General features: G+C 47.3%; 18 protein-coding genes and 1 pseudogene. 15 read left to right on the top strand and 4 right to left on the bottom strand.

All coding sequences use genetic code 11. The features are described from left to right. The first annotated feature begins 60 nt into the window (after window positions 1-60). The 11 genes from JG50_RS0104945 to JG50_RS18100 all read left to right on the top strand — a co-directional run bounded on the left by JG50_RS0104945 (window position 61) and on the right by JG50_RS18100 (window position 13,963). The gene (locus tag JG50_RS0104945; protein WP_081943722.1) at window positions 61-1,479 is read left to right on the top strand and encodes a sigma-54 interaction domain-containing protein; all 1,419 of its coding nucleotides are present in this window, start codon (window positions 61-63) and stop codon (window positions 1,477-1,479) included. A gap of 247 nt (window positions 1,480-1,726) precedes the next feature. Next, window positions 1,727-3,139, top strand: coding sequence for a GntP family permease (locus tag JG50_RS0104950; RefSeq protein ID WP_033100011.1), 1,413 nt, complete (start codon window positions 1,727-1,729; stop codon window positions 3,137-3,139). A 77-nt stretch (window positions 3,140-3,216) separates the two neighbouring features. Further along, complete coding sequence (locus JG50_RS0104955; protein ID WP_033100012.1) at window positions 3,217-4,215, top strand: extracellular catalytic domain type 1 short-chain-length polyhydroxyalkanoate depolymerase; 999 nt, start codon at window positions 3,217-3,219, stop codon at window positions 4,213-4,215. Window positions 4,216-4,364: 149 nt separating this feature from the next. Further along, on the top strand, window positions 4,365-4,580 hold the full coding sequence (locus JG50_RS0104960) for a hypothetical protein (RefSeq protein ID WP_033100013.1): 216 nt from the start codon (window positions 4,365-4,367) through the stop codon (window positions 4,578-4,580). 638 nt (window positions 4,581-5,218) lie between these two features. Next, a complete protein-coding gene (locus tag JG50_RS0104970) occupies window positions 5,219-5,566 on the top strand; it encodes an EsaB/YukD family protein (RefSeq protein ID WP_268745614.1) in 348 nt (115 codons plus the stop codon). Window positions 5,567-5,587: 21 nt separating this feature from the next. Then, the gene (gene essC, locus JG50_RS0104975) at window positions 5,588-9,646 is read left to right on the top strand and encodes a type VII secretion protein EssC (RefSeq protein WP_033100016.1); all 4,059 of its coding nucleotides are present in this window, start codon (window positions 5,588-5,590) and stop codon (window positions 9,644-9,646) included. Window positions 9,647-9,861: 215 nt separating this feature from the next. Then, window positions 9,862-10,131 carry a WXG100 family type VII secretion target gene (locus JG50_RS0104980; protein ID WP_033100017.1) on the top strand — a complete coding sequence of 90 codons (270 nt, stop codon included), beginning with the start codon at window positions 9,862-9,864 and terminating at the stop codon, window positions 10,129-10,131. A gap of 110 nt (window positions 10,132-10,241) precedes the next feature. Beyond that, the gene (locus JG50_RS0104985) at window positions 10,242-11,621 is read left to right on the top strand and encodes an alpha/beta hydrolase family protein (RefSeq protein WP_033100018.1); all 1,380 of its coding nucleotides are present in this window, start codon (window positions 10,242-10,244) and stop codon (window positions 11,619-11,621) included. A gap of 13 nt (window positions 11,622-11,634) precedes the next feature. Further along, a complete protein-coding gene (locus JG50_RS0104990; protein WP_033100019.1) occupies window positions 11,635-12,390 on the top strand; it encodes a hypothetical protein in 756 nt (251 codons plus the stop codon). Between the two features lie 122 nt (window positions 12,391-12,512). Next, complete coding sequence (locus JG50_RS0104995) at window positions 12,513-13,271, top strand: hypothetical protein (protein ID WP_033100020.1); 759 nt, start codon at window positions 12,513-12,515, stop codon at window positions 13,269-13,271. Window positions 13,272-13,507: 236 nt separating this feature from the next. Beyond that, window positions 13,508-13,963, top strand: a complete 456-nt coding sequence (locus JG50_RS18100) for a pentapeptide repeat-containing protein (protein WP_081943723.1) — start codon at window positions 13,508-13,510, stop codon at window positions 13,961-13,963. A 142-nt stretch (window positions 13,964-14,105) separates the two neighbouring features. On the opposite strand, the gene JG50_RS0105005 is transcribed toward JG50_RS18100, so the two are convergent. Beyond that, a complete protein-coding gene (locus tag JG50_RS0105005) occupies window positions 14,106-15,089 on the bottom strand; it encodes a poly-gamma-glutamate hydrolase family protein (protein WP_033100021.1) in 984 nt (327 codons plus the stop codon). A 438-nt stretch (window positions 15,090-15,527) separates the two neighbouring features. Next, window positions 15,528-15,668 (bottom strand): sporulation protein YjcZ, encoded by a 141-nt coding sequence (locus JG50_RS19675; protein WP_152568486.1) that lies wholly within the window; start codon window positions 15,666-15,668, stop codon window positions 15,528-15,530. A gap of 317 nt (window positions 15,669-15,985) precedes the next feature. Here JG50_RS19675 and JG50_RS18670 point away from each other — a divergent pair, with 317 nt between their 5' ends. After that, on the top strand, window positions 15,986-16,552 hold the full coding sequence (locus tag JG50_RS18670; protein ID WP_052154014.1) for a methyltransferase family protein: 567 nt from the start codon (window positions 15,986-15,988) through the stop codon (window positions 16,550-16,552). Between the two features lie 9 nt (window positions 16,553-16,561). Here the strand turns inward: JG50_RS18670 and JG50_RS0105020 are convergent, their stop codons facing one another. Next, entirely contained in the window at window positions 16,562-17,068 is a 507-nt protein-coding gene (locus JG50_RS0105020) for a hypothetical protein (protein WP_033100023.1), read from the bottom strand. Window positions 17,069-17,235: 167 nt separating this feature from the next. On the opposite strand from JG50_RS0105020, the pseudogene JG50_RS18105 reads away from it, so the two are divergent. The 3 genes and pseudogenes from JG50_RS18105 to JG50_RS0105035 all read left to right on the top strand — a co-directional run bounded on the left by JG50_RS18105 (window position 17,236) and on the right by JG50_RS0105035 (window position 19,993). Next, window positions 17,236-17,849: pseudogene (locus JG50_RS18105) on the top strand (PH domain-containing protein). 222 nt (window positions 17,850-18,071) lie between these two features. Beyond that, on the top strand, window positions 18,072-19,604 hold the full coding sequence (gene exaC / locus JG50_RS0105030; protein WP_052154015.1) for an acetaldehyde dehydrogenase ExaC: 1,533 nt from the start codon (window positions 18,072-18,074) through the stop codon (window positions 19,602-19,604). A gap of 14 nt (window positions 19,605-19,618) precedes the next feature. Then, window positions 19,619-19,993: a DUF779 domain-containing protein gene (locus tag JG50_RS0105035; protein ID WP_033100024.1), complete on the top strand. Its 375-nt coding sequence runs from the start codon at window positions 19,619-19,621 to the stop codon at window positions 19,991-19,993. A gap of 94 nt (window positions 19,994-20,087) precedes the next feature. Here the strand turns inward: JG50_RS0105035 and JG50_RS0105040 are convergent, their stop codons facing one another. Beyond that, window positions 20,088-21,005 (bottom strand): PIG-L deacetylase family protein, encoded by a 918-nt coding sequence (locus JG50_RS0105040; RefSeq protein WP_033100025.1) that lies wholly within the window; start codon window positions 21,003-21,005, stop codon window positions 20,088-20,090. Window positions 21,006-21,192: the final 187 nt, after the last annotated feature.

Here is a 21,192-nt window from a genome sequence, read left to right on the forward strand (position 1 = left end):
TAAGTAAATTATAAGAATATGCTTTCAAACATGGTAAAATAACCAAAGGAGGCGACTCAAATGCAAAATATAGAATCTGAATATAAAAAATTATTGGAATCATACCGGGACTGTTGCCGGACAAAAGATCTGATCCTGAAGGCTTTTGACAGCGCGTACGAAGGGATTGTCATTACTGATCCAGATGGATTTATCACTATGCTTAACCGGACTTATGCCGATTTTCTCGGAGTCGACGTCGACGAAGCGATTGGAAAACACTGCACGGAAGTGATAGAAAATACCCGGATGCATATCGTGGCCAAAACCAAGACACCTGAACTTGCACAAGTTCATCGGATCAAAGGCGGGAATATGATCGCCCATCGGATTCCCATTATCCAGGACGGAACAGTAATTGCGGTCGTTGGAAAAGTGATGTTTCAAAATGTGCGCGAATTGCATACGCTATCGGCGCGTGTCATTCAGTTGCAGAAAGAACTCGATTATTATCAGGGTGAACTGCTGAAAAATCTGGGAGCCAAATATCGCTTTGAAGATATTATCGGGATCAGCCGGAACATCTTGGAAGTAAAGGAAATTGCCAAGCGGGTGGCTTTAAGTGATACAACCATATTGATCAGTGGAGAGAGCGGAACCGGAAAAGAAATGTTTGCTCATGCGATTCATAATTACAGCCACCGGAAGTTTGGCCCGTTTGTGAGGGTCAATTGTGCGGCGATTCCCGACACCCTGATGGAATCCATTCTGTTCGGCTATGAAGAAGGCGCCTTTACCGGTGCATTGAAAGGGGGAAGAAAAGGGAAATTTGAAATCGCTCACAAAGGGACTATTTTTCTGGATGAGATCGGCGAGCTTTCCCCCGTCATGCAGGCAAAGTTATTGAGGGTGTTACAGGAAAGGGAAATTGAGCGGATCGGTGCCATGCATCCAATGAAAGTGGACGTGCGGATCATTGCCGCCAGTAACCGGAATTTGGAGTCGATGGTGAAAAACGGGGAGTTTCGGCAGGATTTGTTTTACCGGCTTCATGTGGTTTCCCTTCATATTCCCCCTTTACGGGAAAGGGTGGAGGATATTCCCGTTTTGGCGCGCCATCTTTTGCAAATGTTATCTCAGGAGACCGGCATGTATGCAGCAGGGATGGAACAAGAAGTGTTGGATGTGTTCATTCGCTACCATTGGCCCGGAAATGTCCGGGAATTGAAAAATGTACTGGAACGGGCCCTTCATGTGAAAAGGGAGGATATGATCCGGTTGAGCCATTTGCCTGTGCGCCTCTTTGAAGAAAGCACGGGAGAGCGGCCCTGTTTTCTGCTGGCAAATGCGATTGAAGAAACCGAGAGAGAAACGATCAGGCAAGTGCTGAAAATGACAAACGGCGACAGAGCCCGGGCGATCCGGCTGTTGGGAATCAGTAAATCGAGTTTCTATCAAAAAGTGAAAAAATACAAGATTGAGATCAGACCGATGGATTGAACCAATTTTACCGACCTTGTGATTTTTTTGGCGTTCCCATTCCACAAATCCGGAATGATGTGCAAAAATTCGGACGCGGGAGATGATATCAGGCAAGCAGTTTGCCTGAAACAGGTGCGGTATCTTTCCAAAAATGTGTACAAAAAATGACGAAATATACGGTTTTCACGATTGGCAACAAAATTGCATGGCAAATGAGCAAGGGAGTTCAATGGATTCTTCGACAGGATCGAAGGAGGTAAAGGATATGGCAGTGTTGGTAATTTTCCTGGCTCTTGGATTGCTCATGCTGTTGGCGTACAGGGGCTATCCGGTAATTTTATTTGCACCCGTGCTGGCTGTGTTGGCAGCTGTATTATCCGGACTCCCGCTTTTGCCGACCTATACGGAAGTGTTTATGGTGAAAGCCGTTGCTTATGTAAAACTCTATTTTCCCATTTTTCTCCTCGGGGCGATTTTCGGGAAGGTCATGGATGACAGTGGGGCCGCCTGTTCCATCGCTCGCGGATTAACACGCCGCTTTGGGGGCAGGCAGGCGATTTTGGCGGTTGTCTTAACCTGTGCAGTTCTCACATATGGCGGAGTCAGTTTGTTTGTCGTCGCCTTTGCGGTTTATCCGTTTGCCGCCGCGCTGTTTCGGGAGGCGGACATTCCCAAACGCTTGATTCCGGCTGCGATTACGTTGGGGTCATTCACTTTTACAATGGATTCTCTTCCGGGCACTCCTCAAATTCAAAATATTATACCGACATCTTATTTCAAGACAACTTCCTTTGCCGCCCCGATTACCGGAATCACAGGAGCTTTCCTGATCGCCGTCATTGGCTTGTGGTGGTTGCATCGTCGGAAGAATAAACTGATGTCCAACGGTGAGGGCTATGGTGACCATACGTTGAACGAGCCGGCAATAGCAGAGGATGAAAATCTTCCCGCCATCTGGTTGTCAGTTATTCCGCTCATTTTGGTTTTGGGAGGAAATGCGCTGTTCACTTATGTTGTATTGCCGGGATGGTATCCGGAAACTTTATTGAAACAATATGAAGGATTGGACATTGATCAGGTATTGGGAGTATGGGCTCTCATCCTTGCCCTGGTTTTTGGCATCGCTTTTGCCATCGTCCTGCAATGGTATTACCGGAGAAAATCTGCTGTCGGGGCCGACAAGGTTCTTGTGAAACCCGGATTGTCCAGGACATTGACGGCAGGTGCAACCGGTTCTCTTCTGGCTATTATGAATACGGCGTCAGAAGTCGGGTTTGGCAATGTGATCGCCTCCCTTCCTGGGTTTAAGTCGTTGGCCGATTTTCTGTTGACGATGAAAACCAGCCCGCTGATTTCAGAAGCGTTGTCGATCAATGTACTCGCGGGGATCACCGGTTCCGCATCGGGCGGTATGAGTATTGCCTTGGATACGATGGGGGCAAAGTATCTCGCCTGGGCCCAAAGTGCCGGCATCGATCCGGAGTTGTTGCACCGGATCGCCTCGATGGCCGCAGGCGGAATGGATTCATTGCCGCATAACGGTGCAGTCATTACATTGCTTGCGATCTGCGGGTTAACCCATCGCCAGTCCTACCCTGATATTTTTGCCATTACGGTAATCAAAACGTTGGTGGTTCCTGTTGTGATTGTGTTTTCCATGATGACCGGACTGGTTTGACATTTTGCAAGCGGTGGACGGGCTTTGTTCGTTGGTGGTGTGATCTGGCGTCAATTTTGAATTCGGGGAGGATCAAGATGGAAAAGAAACACCGTTTTTTCCGCCGGGTATTCCTTTTGCTGGTGTTGACGGTCTTGATGGGAGGCCCGACATTTGCCAAAACCGCTTTTTCCGCCGGGCAATTTATTCGTGATACGGCCCCTGACGGACGTGTTTACAAATTGTATATTCCCTCCGGTTATGATGGCACCACTCCTTTGCCGCTTGTCGTGATGCTTCATGGTTGTACGCAAAGCCCGGATGATTTTGCCGCGGGCACGGAAATGAATGCGTATGCCGAACAGAACCGCTTTTTTGTGGTCTATCCCGAACAACCCGTTTCGGCGAATCTGAGTAAATGTTGGAATTGGTTTGATTCGTCCAATCAGTCGCGGGGGCGGGGAGAACCAGCCTCGATTGTGGGAGTGGTCAACAAGATCAAGAGCAATTATCCGGTGGACAGCCGGCGTGTTTATGTGGCCGGTTTGTCTGCCGGTGGAGCCATGAGTGTGATTTTGGGAGCGGCTTACCCGGATGTTTTTGCCGCGATTGGTGTTGGTTCCGGTCTGGAATACAAGGCTGCGACCTCCGTGTTATACTCCGGGACAGCCATGCTGTATGGCGGGCCTGACCCGGTACAACAGGGGAATTTGGCTTATCAGGCGATGGGGGGATATGCGCGCGTCGTGCCAACCATTGTTTTTCACGGGACAGCCGACTACACGGTTAATCCCGTCAATGGAAATCAGATTATCTCCCAATGGGCGCAAACCAATGATCGGGCCAGCGACGGAATGGATAACAACAACATTGATGATCAGGCGGATGTCACTTCATACCGGTCCGTGCCAAACGGGAGAACTTATACAGACTCCCTTTACAAGGATCAGAACGGAACGGTTGTAATGGAAAAAATCATGGTGAATGGAATGGGACATGCCTGGTCGGGGGGCAGCGCTGCCGGGACCTATACGGATCCGACAGGGCCGAAAGCCAGCTCGATCATCTGGAATTTCTTTGACAGTCATCCCAAGTAAATGAAAGAAATGAGAGTCGCTTCCTGTAAGAGGGGGTGGCTCTTATTTGTTTTTGGATAAATTGGTTCTTTTAACAGGTTCAATGATTCTATCAATTGCATTTATTAATAGAGAGATAAAAACTACTTGTTTACAAAGGGGGATTTTAAATGGGGAGTTCCAAAATTCGTGCTCTCCATGAGCTGCGGGCTGCAATCAAGGAACTGGGCGATGCGATGAATTTTTTAGCGGCGAACCGATTTGAAAGTGCAGAAAACGAGATTGGTGACGCGCTTGTACTCATCGGCCGGGCCATTAGAAATATCAATCGCGCTGAGGCTTGCAGGAGGTTTGTTCCCTGCAAAAATTCATTGAAATCCAAGTAAGGGCTTCCGGTCAACACTGCGAAGCTTCTAAAAGAGAGAGGCACTTCGCGGAATAAGGTGTTCATCTTTCCCTGCGAAGTGCCTTTTTGCCGAAGATTGCATGCGGCCGTACACAGTCCATCCACCAAGAAAACATATCATCCGGTGATCGTTATCGTTTTTAATGATGATCATAAACTTAAAATTTACCGGACAAGCCGGATCCGTCTTTACAACAAGAAAAAGCAGCGGTTGTCCACTGATCGGCCGGAAGAGGAAAAGGGGGTGAAAAGCACGTTTCGGCCTCTCTTTTTTCTCAGAATGATCTCCGCTTATCCGAGAGATTTGAGGTGGTTCTCTTATTGCAGACGCAATTGATCAAAATTCGTGACATGATAAAATCGAACCTATTTTAAAAGATTTGTGATAAAATTATTACGGAAAGTCAAGGGGGGTGGATGACCAAATATTGGATGGGATACAGGGTGACCGGATAGTTCACTCTTCCGTTTTTTGTCGTCTTTTTGATAAATAGTCATCTTTGTCCGGAGGGGAGTTACGCTATAATATTAAAACAATAAATAACCGAACGAAAGGTTTATTTATTCCCACTCCGGAAGTTCAATCGATCTTGGAAAGGAGGAGTCTCATTTGGGGTAATCGTAACGGTCTTCATGGGAGCCGGCAACCAGCATTGGCTTGATCTTGAACTTCCATCTGAACTGCCTGTTTCCAAATTGATTCCCATGCTGGCCGATGCTGTCAAAAACGAAATGCAGGAGATGGAAGACGGAAAGCAGATTCTGGAAGTCAGAGCCGAAACCGGTGATTGGCGGAAGCTCGACGAGACGAAATCGCTGGATGACTACAAGGTTATGGATGGCGCTTATCTGCGGTTCCGAATTCAACCGGAAAATGAGCTGCAATTGATCCGGCAACAACAGCTGGAACAAATGAGAAAACAAAGAATCATCGGTTCGCTTGAAGCATTTCGGACCGATTATTAAAGAGCAAAGGGGGGAAGTCGCTTGAACATTCTTTTTCAAAGATCACCACGGATGAAACAGGATTTGCCGCGTACTGTGGTAGAGATTCGCCAACCTCCAAAAAAGCCCCAGCGGCCGTCTTTCTCATATTCTTCCTTGATCATTCCGCTTGTTATGACTTTGGGAACCATCGGTCTTTATCTTTATATGAGTTCGTCCGGCAATGGTTATTCCAACCCGAACTTTTTAGTTTTTCAAATGGTTTCAACTTCAATGATGACGGTATCTTACACGATTCCTTTTTTCGTATACCTGTCGAATAAAAGGAAATATAAGCGAGCACTGGCCCAGAGGACGGCTACATACAGGGAAAGCCTGAAAAAACACCGGGAAGAGCTGCAAATACTGGTGGACCGTCAGGCTGCCTTGCTGAAGGAATGGAATCCGGCTCCGATGCAATGCATGCGGCGGATTCAAACACGGGTCAGCTCGTTGTGGGAGCGTTCTCCCTTTGATGCCGACTTTTTGTCCCTGCGCTTGGGAAATGGTGAACAACCTTCCACGATCACGATTGAGACGCCCGATCAGGAAGAGTACGACCAGGACCCCTTGATTAAAGAGGCGAAACAGCTCGCCCGGGAGTTTTCGAAGGTTTCGGATGTGCCCGTTTCGCTCCCGCTGAACAAGGCGCATGTCGTGGGAGTGGTCGGCGACCGAGCCTCGATGCTCAATGCGATCCGCAGCCTGGTGCTCCAACTGGTGACGCATCACTCGCCGGATGAAGTAAAAATCGTTTCCTTTTATTCGGAAGATGAAGCGGATCAGTGGAATTGGATCCGCTGGTTGCCGCATGTATGGGATGACCAGCGGAAGCGGAGATTTCTGGCGACCAATCCGCGGGATGCCCGGGAGTTGACCGACCATTTATACGAGATTCTGAACCGCCGCAGGCAGAGTCGCCGGCCCGGACTCGCGAACGAGCCGCAAGTTCCTTTTTATGTGTTTATCATCTCAGACCCCAGTCTGATCGAGGAAGAAGTCATTGTGCCCATGCTGCTGAAAGAAGGCGGAAAAGTGGGCGCCCGCACCCTGCTTCTGTCAGAATCAAAAAACACGCTGCCAATGGAATGCCACGCCATTCTGGAAGTTCATCGCAATCACGGGACATTGCAGGAAACCAATTATCTGCAAACCGGGGAGGACTGGGAATATACCTTTCAGCCCGATTTTGTCTCCGTTGAAGTGGCGGATCAAACGGCCCGTTCCCTTGCGCCGGTTCGTTTGAAAGCCAATAAATCGCGGCAGATCCCGCAAATGCTCACGCTGTTTGATTTGGTGGAAGCGAAGAATCTGGATGATCTGGATGTCACACGGCGTTGGGAGCAAAACCGCTACCCCAATACATTGCCTGTTTCCGTCGGGATGGGAACGGGCGGCAAGCGCGTATACTTAAATATTCACGATAAAATTGAACGAAAGGGACATGGCCCCCACGGATTGATCGCAGGAACGACGGGTTCGGGGAAAAGTGAAGTGATCCAGGCTTTGATCGCTTCGCTGGCGCTCAACTACCATCCGCACGATATCGTATTCCTGCTCATCGACTATAAAGGGGGAGGAATGTCGAACACCTTTGAGCATTTACCGCATCTGGTCGGTTCAATCACCAACCTGGACGGGAACCTGATCGAAAGAGCGAAAATCTCTTTGAGAGCTGAATTGATGAGGCGTGAGAAACTGTTTAAGGATGCGGGAAATCTTCAACATATCGATGAATATTTCCAATCGCCGATGAGAGAAAAGAATCCGCTCCCGCATCTGGTGATTATCATCGACGAGTTTGCGGAGTTGAAAAAAGAGCAACCCGAGTTCATGAATGAATTGATCTCCATTGCCGCCAAAGGAAGGACCCTGGGAGTTCACCTGATTCTGGCCACGCAGAAACCGAGCGGCGTTGTCGACGATAAAATCTGGAGTAACTCCCGTTTTCGCATCTGTTTGCGCGTGCAGGAAGAAGCGGACAGTAAGGAAATGATCAAAATCCCGGATGCTTCCTGGATTACGACGCCAGGACGGGGCTATTTCCAGGTGGGGAGCAACGAGTTGCTGGAACTTGTCCAGTTCGCCTGGAGCGGTGCACCTTACCGTCCGAAAACTGAAACGGTACAAGAAGCAGTGATCAGTGAGGTGACGCTGACAGGGCGTCGCATTAACCGCTCTTCGCCCGTGATCTCGACGGCCAAGAAGCAGAAGGGACGGAGCAAAAAACAATTGGATGTCCTGGTCGATTATCTGAACCGGGAAGCAAAAGCATTGGGGATAGAGACATTGCAGGGGCCCTGGCTTCCGCCGCTGCCGACACATATCTCTTTGGACGAACTCCGGCCTCCGGAGCGGAAAGGCTGGGACGGAAAAACTTGGCAGCCGTCAGCGGCTTGGCTGGATCCGGTGGTCGGTCTGGTGGATTCCCCGTCCAACCAAACGCAGTATCCGTTGAATATTCCGCTTAATGAAGGACACCTGCCCGTCTACGGGATGCCCGGAACGGGAAAAACAACCTTCGTTCAGACACTGCTGCTCTCTTTGGCACTGGATCATTCACCCGACGATGTACATATGTACGTCCTTGATTTTGGCCATATGTTCAGAGACTTCAATGAGCTTCCGCACATGGGGGCCATTATTCGGGATGATGAGCCGGACCGGGTGAGACGACTCTTCCGCTTTTTGATGAAGGAAATGCACCGTCGGCGGGAGAAAATCGCCCAGTCAGGGGCAAAAACATTTTACTCCTACCGCAAGTCTTTATCCGAACCGGTGCCCGCGATTATCGTGGTCATCGATGGATACCTGACCTTCAAAAGCACATTTGAAGAAGAACACGCCGATTTGGAGCAGTTGCTGCGCGCCGGCGGCAGTTTCGGGATTTACTTTATCGTTACCACCAACCAGGTCAGCGACATGTACGACCGGGTAAGAAACAATTTCTCGCTCGGTGTTTCGTTTGAGCTGGCGGATCCGTCAGACTATTACTTTGCGGTGGGCCGCCTCAGATCGCCGCTGGTGAACTTGCCGGAAGGGCGTGGGTTTGTCAAAGGAAGTGTGCCGCCGCTGGAGTTTCAGACCGCCTTGGCCTCAGAAGGAAGCGATGAGATCGAACGGGCCAACACGTTGCGCCAAAGAATTCGCACACTTGCCGATTCGTGGCAAGGAAATTACCCGAAAGCGATCGAATCCTTGCCGAAAGAAATTGAATTGAAAGAAGTGCTGGCCAAACACGAGGCTGATCCTGACCAACCTGAATTGACGCCGCTGAGGGTTCCGGTTGCCATCTCGATGGATGACTTGACCCCGTTCTATGTCAATTTGAAAGACGGCCCTTATTTTGTCGTCGGCGGCTCGATTGAAGGGGGAAAAACCTCATTTTTGCAAACTTGGATCTTGTCCCTCGCCTATTTCCATCCGCCAAGCGAGCTGGAGGTTTACGTCATCGACTTCCGGCCGAGCGGGCTCGGTTTGTCCGCGCTGATGGGCCTTCCGCACCTGAAAGGATATGCTTCGGATGAAACCGAACTGGCCGGGTTGCTCGAGAAACTGGGACCGATATTGGACCAGCGGGCAAAGACCAAAACACTTCCTCCATGGGCGGAGCAGACGGAAACCGGGGAAAAAGAACCGGCGATTTTTCTGGTTATCGACGATGCCGATTATTTCAGCAAGCGGCTGAACAATTATGACTTGCAAAATTCCCTTAACAATATTGTCAGCCAGGGACGGAACAAAAACTTTTATGTGGCGATTGCCGGATCACCTTCCAATTTCCCCTACAGCAGCAACGATTGGCTGTCTGAAGTGAAAGGGATGGAGACAGGCTTTTTATTTGCCAGCCTGGACATCAATGATCTCTCTTTCTTTAAAATCCCGTCATCTGAAGCAAGGTCCTCCAATCCGGCGATCCAAAAAACGCTTGGTCCGGGCGAAGGGTATTTTGCCAAGCGGCGCTATGAGAAGGTCAAGGGAGCAGTACCCTTTTCGGCCAACGTTTCCCCGATGGACTGGATCAGAACGTTGCAGGAACGCTGGATGAGCACGAAAAACTGAAGACGGTTGAAAAAAATATCGGCTCCGACTCCATTCACCCGGAGAGAGGCGGATTCGGAGCCGATGAAACCTCATGTCGCTGTCAGGAATTTGATGTTTTGAAATAACATTTCCGTTTCCGACAAAATTATAAAAAAGAAAAGATTGCAAAGAGACTCTATTTTATATATACTCTTTAGAGTAATAGTTAAGCCTTTTTAGAGAGGGGTTTTGCAATGGCACGGATTCTTATTAATCCGGATGAAATTGATGCCGTGGCAAAAGATTTCCAAGCTAAACGGGAACAAAGCCAACAACTCATTCAACAACTCGATTCCCGTATCAACGGACTCGAGGGTCACTGGGATGGTATGACGAAGCAAAAATTCTTCCAAGATTTCCAAGAAGCTAAGAAAAATATGCAAAACTTCGTTCAGCTTCTCGATAACATTTCCCAAGCATTGACCCAAATCGCTACGAAATTCCGTCAAACGGACCAGGCTTAACCCGAGAACTGCAAACAGCTACTTACTTCTGTGGGACAGAACTGACCTTTGGTCGAGCTTGTCCCCTTTTTCTTTTCCATTACTGGTGAAGAGGTGAATCCATTACGGAGATGAGAACGGTATTTCAGCGATGGATCATTGCCCTGCTCCTTTCCCTCGTCGGAGCCGGGATGTTATACAGCGGTCATGCCTATGCAGGCGGGGGCAGTTTTAACGTTCCCCAGGTGAATGACCATTTTGACCAGGTTAAGCAAGGGCCGACGCCGGTCAAAGAGTCCCTTGTGACCAAGTCCCAATCTTCCGGGAATAAACCGGGGATGTGGAATTCGTTCAAAAACGCTTGTTCCAACGCCTGGAACAGCTTCAAAAACGGGGTTGCCACAGCATGGAACTGGACGAAGGAAAAAGCAACCCAAACGTGGAACTGGATTAAAGCCACCGTAACACGAATCACCATGGCCACAGTAATTACCTTGGCCTTCGTTTTTGGCCTGTATATGCGCTTCCAGCGGGCGGTGAACAACGCGATCATCAACTTCGGCAAAACCTTGCTCAACTGGGGCCGGACGGGGGTTGAAAAAACATACAACTATGGGAAAAGCATCGCCGATCCCCCGGTTGATAACAGCACGCCGTATGGAATATTGGATGATGAGCTGCCAAGTGATAAGGATTTGGCTTATGCTTCGCAGTTGGCTTATTTTAATAAACTTTCAGGGGATTTAGTGCATGATAAACTTGGTTCAGATTGGGATATCGGTGAACATATTAATTTACCAAACGATCTTCAAGCATACGTTTTTCAAAATGACAAGACAAATCAGGTTATTATCGCCTTCCGGGGAACGCAGGAACTACAGGATATCCTGGATGCGGACAGGCATATTGCTTTGGGGGATGATATCTTTAACGATCAAGCGATTGCTGCCCGCAAATTTGTGGAAAAGCAACTTCATAAAAGGGCATATCGCGGTTACCGGTTTGTGTTAACGGGTCATTCGCTTGGAGGGTATTTGGCCGATGATTGCGGGGCCAGGTATCGCATTCCCACAGTTACCTTTAACGCTCCGGGGAAAAATCTTTACCCCAATACCAATGCTTCAATCCTTATCGGTGGGCTGGCCGGTCCGCTCAATGAGCGGTTCAGATATTTCATTAATATGTTAAGTCCGGAAAATCGAAAAGAAGCGGTAAACGAAAAACTGGGGAATTACGATAAGCTAATCCGCAACTACCGGTTTGACGACGATGTGGTTGGCTCTCTCGGTTATCGTCCGGGAACCACGTATGACATCAGCAGAGAAGGAGAAAAAATCGAAGATAAAGGGTTAGATAATCACATTTGGGATTCAAACCCGATTGGTGATATTGTTGAAGGGAGCCACAGCATCAAAAATTTCACCGGCTATGATGATAAGCATGGTAAGGAGATTGATACACCGATTCTGAAACTTTTCGACAAAGACGGAAATCTTGTCAAACGAAAATAAAGGATGTGAAGGCATGCAAAATACTTGGAGGAGATTGGGAACCAGTGTCGGTACAATCATCGTGCTCCTGATGCTGATGCTTCTGGTTAGTGGTTGCACCTCCGAATCTATTTTGCCAAAGGATGAGTCTTACATGACCCAAACAGAAGAAAAAAAGGTAAAAGAAGCAGCGATCCAGTATATTAAAAACAGGTACAATAAGGGATTTGAAGTCAAGCAGGTTAGTAAAGACCATGTCTTCGGCGGTTATTACATTATTGAAGGATATATGGAGGATGGCAAGAATACGCAGGTTTATATTACGGGAAATCCCCCAAATGATTTTGATGATACGTATGTAGCCAGGTTGTGGGAGAATGAATTAGAGCCACGGATCAAAGGGATTGCAGAGCAAAGCTTTGATTTGAGACTAATGAAGCCGGTTGGCTACAGCTCTGGTAAAAAGAGGGCGAAATATACAGGGGAGGTACCCTCAGTCTATGAAGTATTGAAAAATGGCGGGGATCAGGACTTTGAATTGAATTTGGATTTGGGAGTGTATCCGCATAATGGAAAATTTGAGGAGGACATCTCCAAGTTTCTAAATGAGTTGAGAAAGATGAATTTTAATAATGTCACAATCACGGTATATGTATATAAAGATGAACTTAAAAACGCACCGAAAAATGCAGACAGCGACAATTATCTAATATACCGTTACAATATATCAGGAGATATTCAAAAAATCGATATCAACAATCTGGATCAGTATAAGACGGATTTAAGATAGTTTGCAGTAAGGAAGCAAGTAGTCAGTACACAACTTTACAGACCCCATTGGACAGAGTAGCTCAGATCGCTCTGTCCTTTTTTCTGGTTCAAAATATATGTAGTGAATAAGGATGTGAACACATGAAAAAGCCATGGGGACGATTGAGACTAGGTGTTGTTGCCATCATCATGCTCCTGATGCTGGCAATCCTGGTGAGCGGTTGCAGCAAGGAAACTCTATTGCCAAAGGATGAGTCTTACATGACCCAAGCGGAAGAAAAAAAGGTAAAGGAAGCAGTAATTGATTACATTCAAAAGAGATATAATAAAAACTTTGAGGTTCAACAGATTGATAAAGATCATCTTTTTGGTGCCGATTATACCATTCGAGGTAAAATTAAAGACGGAAAAGATACAATTATTTATGTGACGGGAAATCCCCCAAATGACTTTCAAGATACGTATGTGCCCCAACTATGGACAGATGAATTGGAGCCACGCATCACAAAATACGCTAAGGAAACCATGGATTTCAGATTGATGAAAAATATCGTATACGGAGATGGAACGAAGAAGACAACTTACACAGGAGAGATTCCGTCCGTGTATGATGTATTAAAAAATGGTGGGGATAAGGATTTTACATTAACTTTGTCGATCGAGATTTATGATCATCATGGGCAGTCCCAAGCCGAGATCTCCAAGTTTTTAAACGAGCTTAAAAAAATGAACTTAAACGAAGTAATTATCGAGATCTTTGTCTATGATGACAAACTTAAAACCATCTCAAAAAAAACAGACACTGATAATTATGCGATATACCGTTATAACATTTCCGGGGATATTCAAAAAATCGATATCAACAATCTGGATCAATATAAGACGGTGATTAAACATTAAGAGTAGACTCTTCATACAAAAACAACTATTGACAGAGCAGTTCGAATCGTTCTGTCCTTTTTTCTTGTTCCAAATTGATACAAGAGACCTTATTCCTCAACATGTCATGGAGTTAAAAGAGGCGATTGAAAAAGAGGGAATTTCAGCCCGAATTATATGGTATCCGTAGAAAAGAGGAATAACAATGCCAACACTTAATAAAGAAGAAATGATAATCAGTTGGAGTCACATCGACTATGGATCGAAACAATTGGGAAAAAAGGAAAAAATTATGCGTGGATGAAATAGACTTTCGCGATATAGACTTAACGAAATACCCAGTAGATCAAGCTTATATGACTGCGTGTATATTTGACGGGATGAATTTAAATAACAAAGATATGTTTGCGTCATTAATTTGTTCTTCCACATTCCGATCAGCGAATCTGGAATATGCTGATTTCTATAAAGCGGATGTGTCTTATGTAGATTTTACAAATGCCGATGCTCAAAATGCAAGGTTTGCTAAATGTGAGTGTATTGAAACCGTGTTCGCCAAAACGGATTTGACGAATGCCAGCCTTTTTGATCATGCGGATTTCCGTGAAAAAGTATTAATATTGGTACTCCCGAAAATCCGATACTTCGAAGATGAAAAAGCAAGAGAGTGGTTAATCAGCTACAGTCTCACAGCAGGGGAAAAGAACGGATAACGGAGGGAGTCTCAGGCCGGCGAGCCTAGGGACTGAGGAGCAAACAGATGAAGCGGGCGAGGTTTGCCGTTTGATTGATAGCATGAAGATCTCCTTACAGAAAAACACGCATGGATGAGAAAGTCCCATGCATGTTTTGGTTTTAATAGACAAGGCCTCCGTAGATCCAGGAGGGGTGTCCAGAAACGTTCACGATTTTTATTTTATAGTAGCCGGTTGGGAGGCCGGTGGAATAGCTGAACCGTTTGTGGCCAACAGCTTCGGCCGAGTGGGATAACACGAGTTTTCCGTTTTGGTCATAAAAATCAAAGCGAATTTTTTCTTTTTGGCTCGGATCAATGGGGCTTTGGACGCCTTTCAGGTAATCGTCACCGGTCAGATAAAACGGATTGCCACCGTTGAGCCAAATGGAGTTGGAAAAGTTGTCGCTCCCAAATTCATAGGTTCTGCCATCCGGATGGGAGGAGGAGGCAGAGATGGCTGCACGGACGGCATCAGCAAATTTTTGCATCTTGGCAGAATCGTTCAGGAGCTCATCGCGCTGGGCTGTGGTGAGTTCCATCTGCGCTCCTTGGAGAATCCGATTCTTATTGGCGATGTTTTCCGGGTGGTTCCCGTTGAGATTGTCAGGGGCATTCTCGACACGGAAACCGGCGGCAGTCAACCGCTCTGAGAGATTGCTCATTAAATTTTGGTTGAGTCCTCCCATGTAAACGATTTTTTCCGTGCCCTTGGCTCCATGGAGAGAAACGATGCGGTTTTTTTGTGCCGTCATTTGCAGGGCGGTTGGTTCATCGTAGTGGGAAGCGGTTAAATGTAAATCGTTCCGGTCATCGTTATTGGTGTCTTTATAAATGTTTGCCTTAAATATGTAGTAACTGTAATCGTCCTGCGCGATTGCTTTTGCCAGTTGATCGGTTCCCTTCTCGATCCTTCCGCCATGAATGGCCAGAATCAGCACATCGTTTGGTTTCGACTGGGTTTCAATCGTATAATCCGTGCCCTGTTTATAGTGCGATGACAGTTCCGCATAATTGGCATAGATATCGGTTGCAGCCAGGGCTTGCGGGACTGATGGCCAGAAGACGGCCAATGAAGAAAGAAGAGGCAAAATGAATTTTTTCATCCGAATCTCCTTTCATTTATTTATGAATGATAAAAGTATAATATATTTTTTAATTCTGATAAATACATGTTGTTCAGTTGATGAAAAATGTTCAAAATTCATGCTGGCAGCGTTTTCGCCGCAAGTCGGCATGTTTGTGTTGAAAAATTCATGGCCGGCAGGAATGTCATCAAACAGACGAAAGGATGTTGGATGGCCGGAAATATCCTGGCCCCAACATCCCTTGAGGAAATGTCTGACCGATGGTTGAGAACTCGGCAGGAGGTTGTTTTTGAGTCACAAGTCCCGACTGATGCGGGAAATGTTTTTGAAGGAGGAAAAATGGGTCGCGACTTTGCAAATTGTGACAAAGATCGGCTTAATTCGGATTTGGCGTGGCTATTGCATGATACGGGAGGGAATCCGGTGCGAAGTTCATTTGTGTAGCTGTTTTTCTAATTAACATCCAAATCCTCCGCAGATAAAGACAAAGATCGTGGCGATGACGAGCAGGAAGATCAGCAGGCTTCTCCAGCCAAATCCGTAACCGTAGCACGACCCGTAACAGGAACTGTAACACGAACCGCATGAAGCACCCATTCGTTTCACCCCCTAACGGTAATTTCGGTATATCATATTTGACCATGACAAAAAACGACTGTGCATTCTCCTATTTTTTGTAAAAAATGTCCTGGCAGGGGAAGAGGGAGGCTGTTCACAAGCTTAAAAGCAATTGGAGAAGTCCGGCGAGGAGGGGAAATGAAGGGGATCAGTGTGTGGGATGGAAAGACGGCGCCGGCGTTGCAAGTGTGGTTAAATGGTTTTGAAAACCTTGGGGCAATTTTCTGCCGGTTTGTCGTATGATTGAATTAAGCCAGCGGCGGTTGAGGATATCCATTGGATTTGGGGAGAAGAATATGAATTTTGTTCATTTGAACCTGATCTGTTGGGGAATCTTTATCCTGGCCTGGATCGGCGGAGCGATTTACAATCATTATCATGCTCCGGCCGTGCAGCAAAGGCGCCTCCAGTTTGACTGGATGATCCTTCTGCTTTTCTGGGGTGTGATCCAGTACATTGCTGTCCGGTATCCGGGAGCTTTGGCTTTTCACCTTCTCTGGTTGCAGGTTGTCGGCGCGGTTCTGCTGGCTGGGTCGACGTTGTTCACTTTATGGGCCAGATGGAAACTGGGGAAAATGTGGGCATCGGTCGCAGTGGTTAAAGAGGCTCACCGATTATGCACGGAAGGGCCGTACCGAATCACGAGGCATCCGATTTATACCGGAATTATCGGGATGGTGCTTGGCTCTGCGCTCTCGACCGGGGCTGGTGTCTTATTCCTGGGCTTTCTCGGGATTCTGATCCTTTTCCTGATCCGTATTCGTATTGAAGAGAGGTTGATGGTTCAAACGTTTGGTGAACAGTATCTGGAATACAAAAAACGTGTTCCCCGACTTATTCCCGGTTTAAAATGGAGAAAATGACCGCATCCGTTATCGAAGCAGTTCTTTAAAGCCGGAGATGACGATTTCGATGGCTTCGATGATCGTATGAATGTCTTCGGAAGCGCGCGTTTTTTTCAGCCGGTCGCCGCAACTGACAAAACAGTCGGATAAATGGCTGATGGCAGTTGCCACCTCTTCTGCCATCGGGTCGGAGTCATCGAGGAAACCATTCTCCCATAACTGATCGAGCATGGCATCCAACTCCAGTACTTCCTCATATGCTTCGTCCACATAAGTCCGGTCCAGCAGCGCGTTGATCACTTCCCTCGTCACTTCATCCAATTCAAAACTGTTGATCTCCAGATCCATTTCCCCGAGCATGTGGCTCAATTGTTGCGCCGTTTTTAACACCTGCCCAGTCTCCGATTGATTTTCCCTCATGATTTGCAATGATTGTTCAAGTTTTTCGATCACCCATTGGACCCTGTCCGGCAAATCGGTCAGCTGTGCCCAATACCGTTTGTCCAAATGCACGGGTGGCAACGGATCGTTCACGGTGAATGCCTCCTCTCTCCTGCTTGGTTCCGCTTTTTGCCATGATCCTCAACTTACAAGACGGAGTCAGAACGGATCAGCATGGCAGGTGATACTGACAAATTGTGTTATAATGATTTTGGAATAGAATGACAATGTTTTGATTTCAAATGGGAAAGGTTGATCCGATGTTTGGAAAAGTTGCCGCCGATGTGTTGGGAATCAGTGATGTCGGAAGTGTGATCAAGCCGGAAAATTACGATAAGGTGGACACAGACGATTATGTGCTTCATGAAGATGGCGAGAAAATTTTCTTTCTCATCAAGTCAAAATCGGATGAGTACTGTTTTACGAACAAAGCCCTGATTCATTTGGATGGTACCAGTGCCACGAGCAAAAAGCGGATGCTTCATCGCTATGATTACCATGCTCACAAAATCGCCAATGTGATGCTGGAAACAGCCGGTTCGATGATCTGGATGTTGAGATCAAGTTTACCATGGGTTCCAAACAATATACAATCGATGTGCACAAAAAGCATCTTGAGGAACTTAAGGATTTATACAAAGCGCTGGTGAAGATTGCGGAACTCTCGCGTGAAAACGAGATTCTTCTGGCATTTGCCAAACAGAGTCTGGAATTGGCCTCCACCACCTTAAGTTCGTTCAAGAATGATGATAACAATTTGGTCGAACAGTTTAAAGGACTGAACCAGGCGGCATTTAACTGGCTCGTCGAGACCCGGGAGAAATACCATGTGAAAGACTTTGGCTTTGTGTTTGAACGCTATATCAACAACTGACACAGGCAGGCCCGCCGCATTTTGGCGGGTGGTTTTTATATCTTTTGCTCTCTTTGGCCCTTGTTTGTATGTGGGACAAATCCATATTTTAAAATGAATGAATTTTTTAAATAAATTTCCTTATTGGGCAGGAATTTTTGAATCTATTGCTAAATAATAATTATATTGTTGTTCAGCAGTTCATGGTTGGTTTGCAAAAAAAGCTGAGGGAGGAAGCCGCTGATGAGTGTGAAGTTATCCGGTTTTAAAGCGCCAAATACCGAAGGAAGCCTGCTTCATTACAAGCCGCGATACGAGAACTTTATCGGGGGAGAGTGGGTTCCGCCGCTCGGCGGGGAGTATTTTGACAATCCGTCTCCGATCAATGGCAAGGTGTTCACCAAAGTGCCGCGCTCTCAAAAGGAAGACATCGATCTGGCATTGGAAAAAGCGCACCAGGCAAAAGAAAAATGGGGAAACACTTCCGTCGCGGAACGAAGCAATATCCTTTTGAAAATTGCTGATCGTCTCGAAGAAAACCTGGAAAAGTTAGCGCTTTCAGAAACGTGGGATAACGGAAAACCGATCCGTGAAACACTGAATGCGGACCTTCCACTGGCAATTGATCATTTTCGCTATTTTGCCGGCGTGATTCGCGGGGAAGAGGGCGGCGTTTCCGAAATCGATGCCAATACGCTCTCCCTTCATATCAAAGAACCGGTCGGCGTTGTGGGCCAGATCATCCCTTGGAATTTTCCGCTGCTCATGGCGGCATGGAAACTGGCTCCCGCTCTGGCTGCCGGCAATTGCGTGGTGTTAAAGCCGGCCGAACAGACTCCGGCTACCGTCCTTCTGTTTGTGGAACTGATCGCTGATCTGCTGCCGCCCGGCGTGCTTAATGTGGTTAACGGATTTGGCCCCGAAGCCGGCCAGCCGCTCGCCACCTCGCCGAAAGTGGGAAAAGTGGCCTTTACGGGTGAGACGACCACCGGACGCCTGATTATGCAGTACGCTTCGGAAAATATTGTTCCGGTCACGCTGGAACTCGGGGGGAAATCGCCCAACATCTTCACGGAAAGTGTGCTGGCACAAGATGATGACTTCCTCGATAAAGCCCTGGAAGGATTTACGATGTTCGCCTTGAACCAGGGGGAAGTCTGCACCTGTCCGTCCCGGGCCCTGATTCAGGAGTCGATTTACGAAGAATTTATCGAACGGGCTATGGAACGCGTGAAGAAAATTAAAATGGGGGACCCGCTCGACCCCGAAACGATGATGGGAGCACAAGCTTCCAACGACCAGTATGAAAAGATCCTGAACTATATCCAGCTCGGCCGCGAAGAGGGAGCCAAATGCCTGACGGGTGGAAAGCCGTACAAGAACGACAAGTACCCCGACGGCTATTACATTGAGCCAACCGTGTTTGTCGGCCACAACAAAATGCGGATTTTCCAGGAGGAAATCTTTGGCCCCGTCGTTTCGGTGACGACGTTTAAGGATGAAAAGCAATTGCTCGAAATCGCCAATGACACGCTCTACGGCTTGGGTGCCGGTGTCTGGACACGGGATGCGCATCAGGCTTATCAGATTGCCAGACGGATTCAGGCCGGGCGCGTCTGGGTGAACTGCTACCATCTCTACCCGGCACACGCGGCCTTTGGCGGATACAAACAATCGGGAATCGGACGGGAAACGCATAAAATGATGCTGGAACATTATCGCCAAACGAAAAATCTCCTGATTTCCTATGATAAAAAGCCGATGGGCTTCTTTTAAGGACAGTGGAGGACATGGAAACAGTCAAACGCGTTCTGGTTACGCCCGAGGCGAAAAAGGTTATTGATCAGCTGAGCAAGCAGCATGGAAAGCTGATGTTTCACCAGAGCGGCGGTTGTTGTGACGGCTCCTCTCCCATGTGTTTTAAAGAAGGAACTTTTCGGATCGGAAGCAGCGATGTCCGACTGGGCGAGATTGCCGGATGTCCTTTTTATATGTCCCGTTCCCAGTTTGAATACTGGAAACATACCCAGTTAACCGTTGATGTTGTCAAAGGGAGAGGGGCTTCCTTTTCATTGGAGATTCCGCTGGGGGTTCGGTTTGTCATCCGTTCGAGGCTGTTTACGGAGGAAGAGTTCGCCCGGTTGGAACCGATTCAAAATGGATAAAGCACTGTTGAAAAAAAGGCGATCTGCTCCTGATCAGGGCGGATCGCCTTTTTTCGGGAAAAGCCACCCGCGAGATGAGGAGGTGGCTTTGCAACTATAATGGAACTTTTTTTGTATAAGGTTTTTTCATCAGCATATCAAATTCAATCGGAACACTGTGGTAACCGATCGCATAAAGCCCTTCTGTCGGCTTCCAGATGTTATAGGCTTTGCACGCCCGAAGAAGAATGGCTTTATCGGCCGGATTGCGGAGAACAACCATCTGGCTTCCGGGAACCTTCACTTTCATGATCCGGTCAGTTGTGATCGAGAGATAGGCGACCCAGTGCTTGACGATGTGTTCCCGGAACAGATCATCCATAACCCGGCCGCACATGGCATGGTCAGGATGAACATCATAGCGGGACATCGTTTTAAAGGTTGCATCGGGGAACTTTTTGGCATATGACGCCATAATGGCTCTTACCTGACTGTACAGAAAATTATCGTTTACCACATTGTATACCCGAATTCTGTCCTTGGGAATGCCAAAAGCGGCAGCAGCCAGGTAAAATTCACGAAGGCGCGCATCCCCGAATTCTTTGCGGGTGAGCCATCCGTCTTTGTAATGTTCCTTATAGGGATCGTGATAGGATTTGTACAGATTGTCTTTTAATTTTTTTCCGGCCAATTCTGCACGATTGGATTCAATGTCGTAGGCTCCGTTGATCCGTTCACGTGCAAACGAATGGCTTCCCGGCGACATCAGCACCAGATATACTTCTTTTCCCGCCCGAATGTCGTTAATGAGCGGAACCCCCATGGTCAAAACTTCATCATCAGCATGGGGAGAGAAGTAGATCACAACATTCTTGGAAGGCACCGGTTTTGGCGCAGCAGGTTTTACTGCTTCCATCGCCCGCGTTGCGGCTGCTTGTTCCCCGTAGGTTTTGTATTTGTGCATTGACATCACGGCGACGACCAGTCCTGCTGCCACCAGGGGGATCGATAAAATGAAAAGCCATTTTTTCATCTGATCACCACACTTAAGTGAAATGTCTATCTAAAAAAACCGGCCTTTCCTTGTAGAAACCCATTCATTGCATTGTCGTGCCAAAAGATAGATTTAGACATTGGTCGGGTAAATCCCTATCAAATATTTTAGCGGGAAACCAATGAGATATATAGAATTTTATATGCCTAAATATGACAGATTCATG

The sequence above is a fragment of the Thermoactinomyces daqus genome (assembly GCF_000763315.1).
Lineage (GTDB): Bacteria > Bacillota > Bacilli > Thermoactinomycetales > Thermoactinomycetaceae > Thermoactinomyces_A > Thermoactinomyces_A daqus.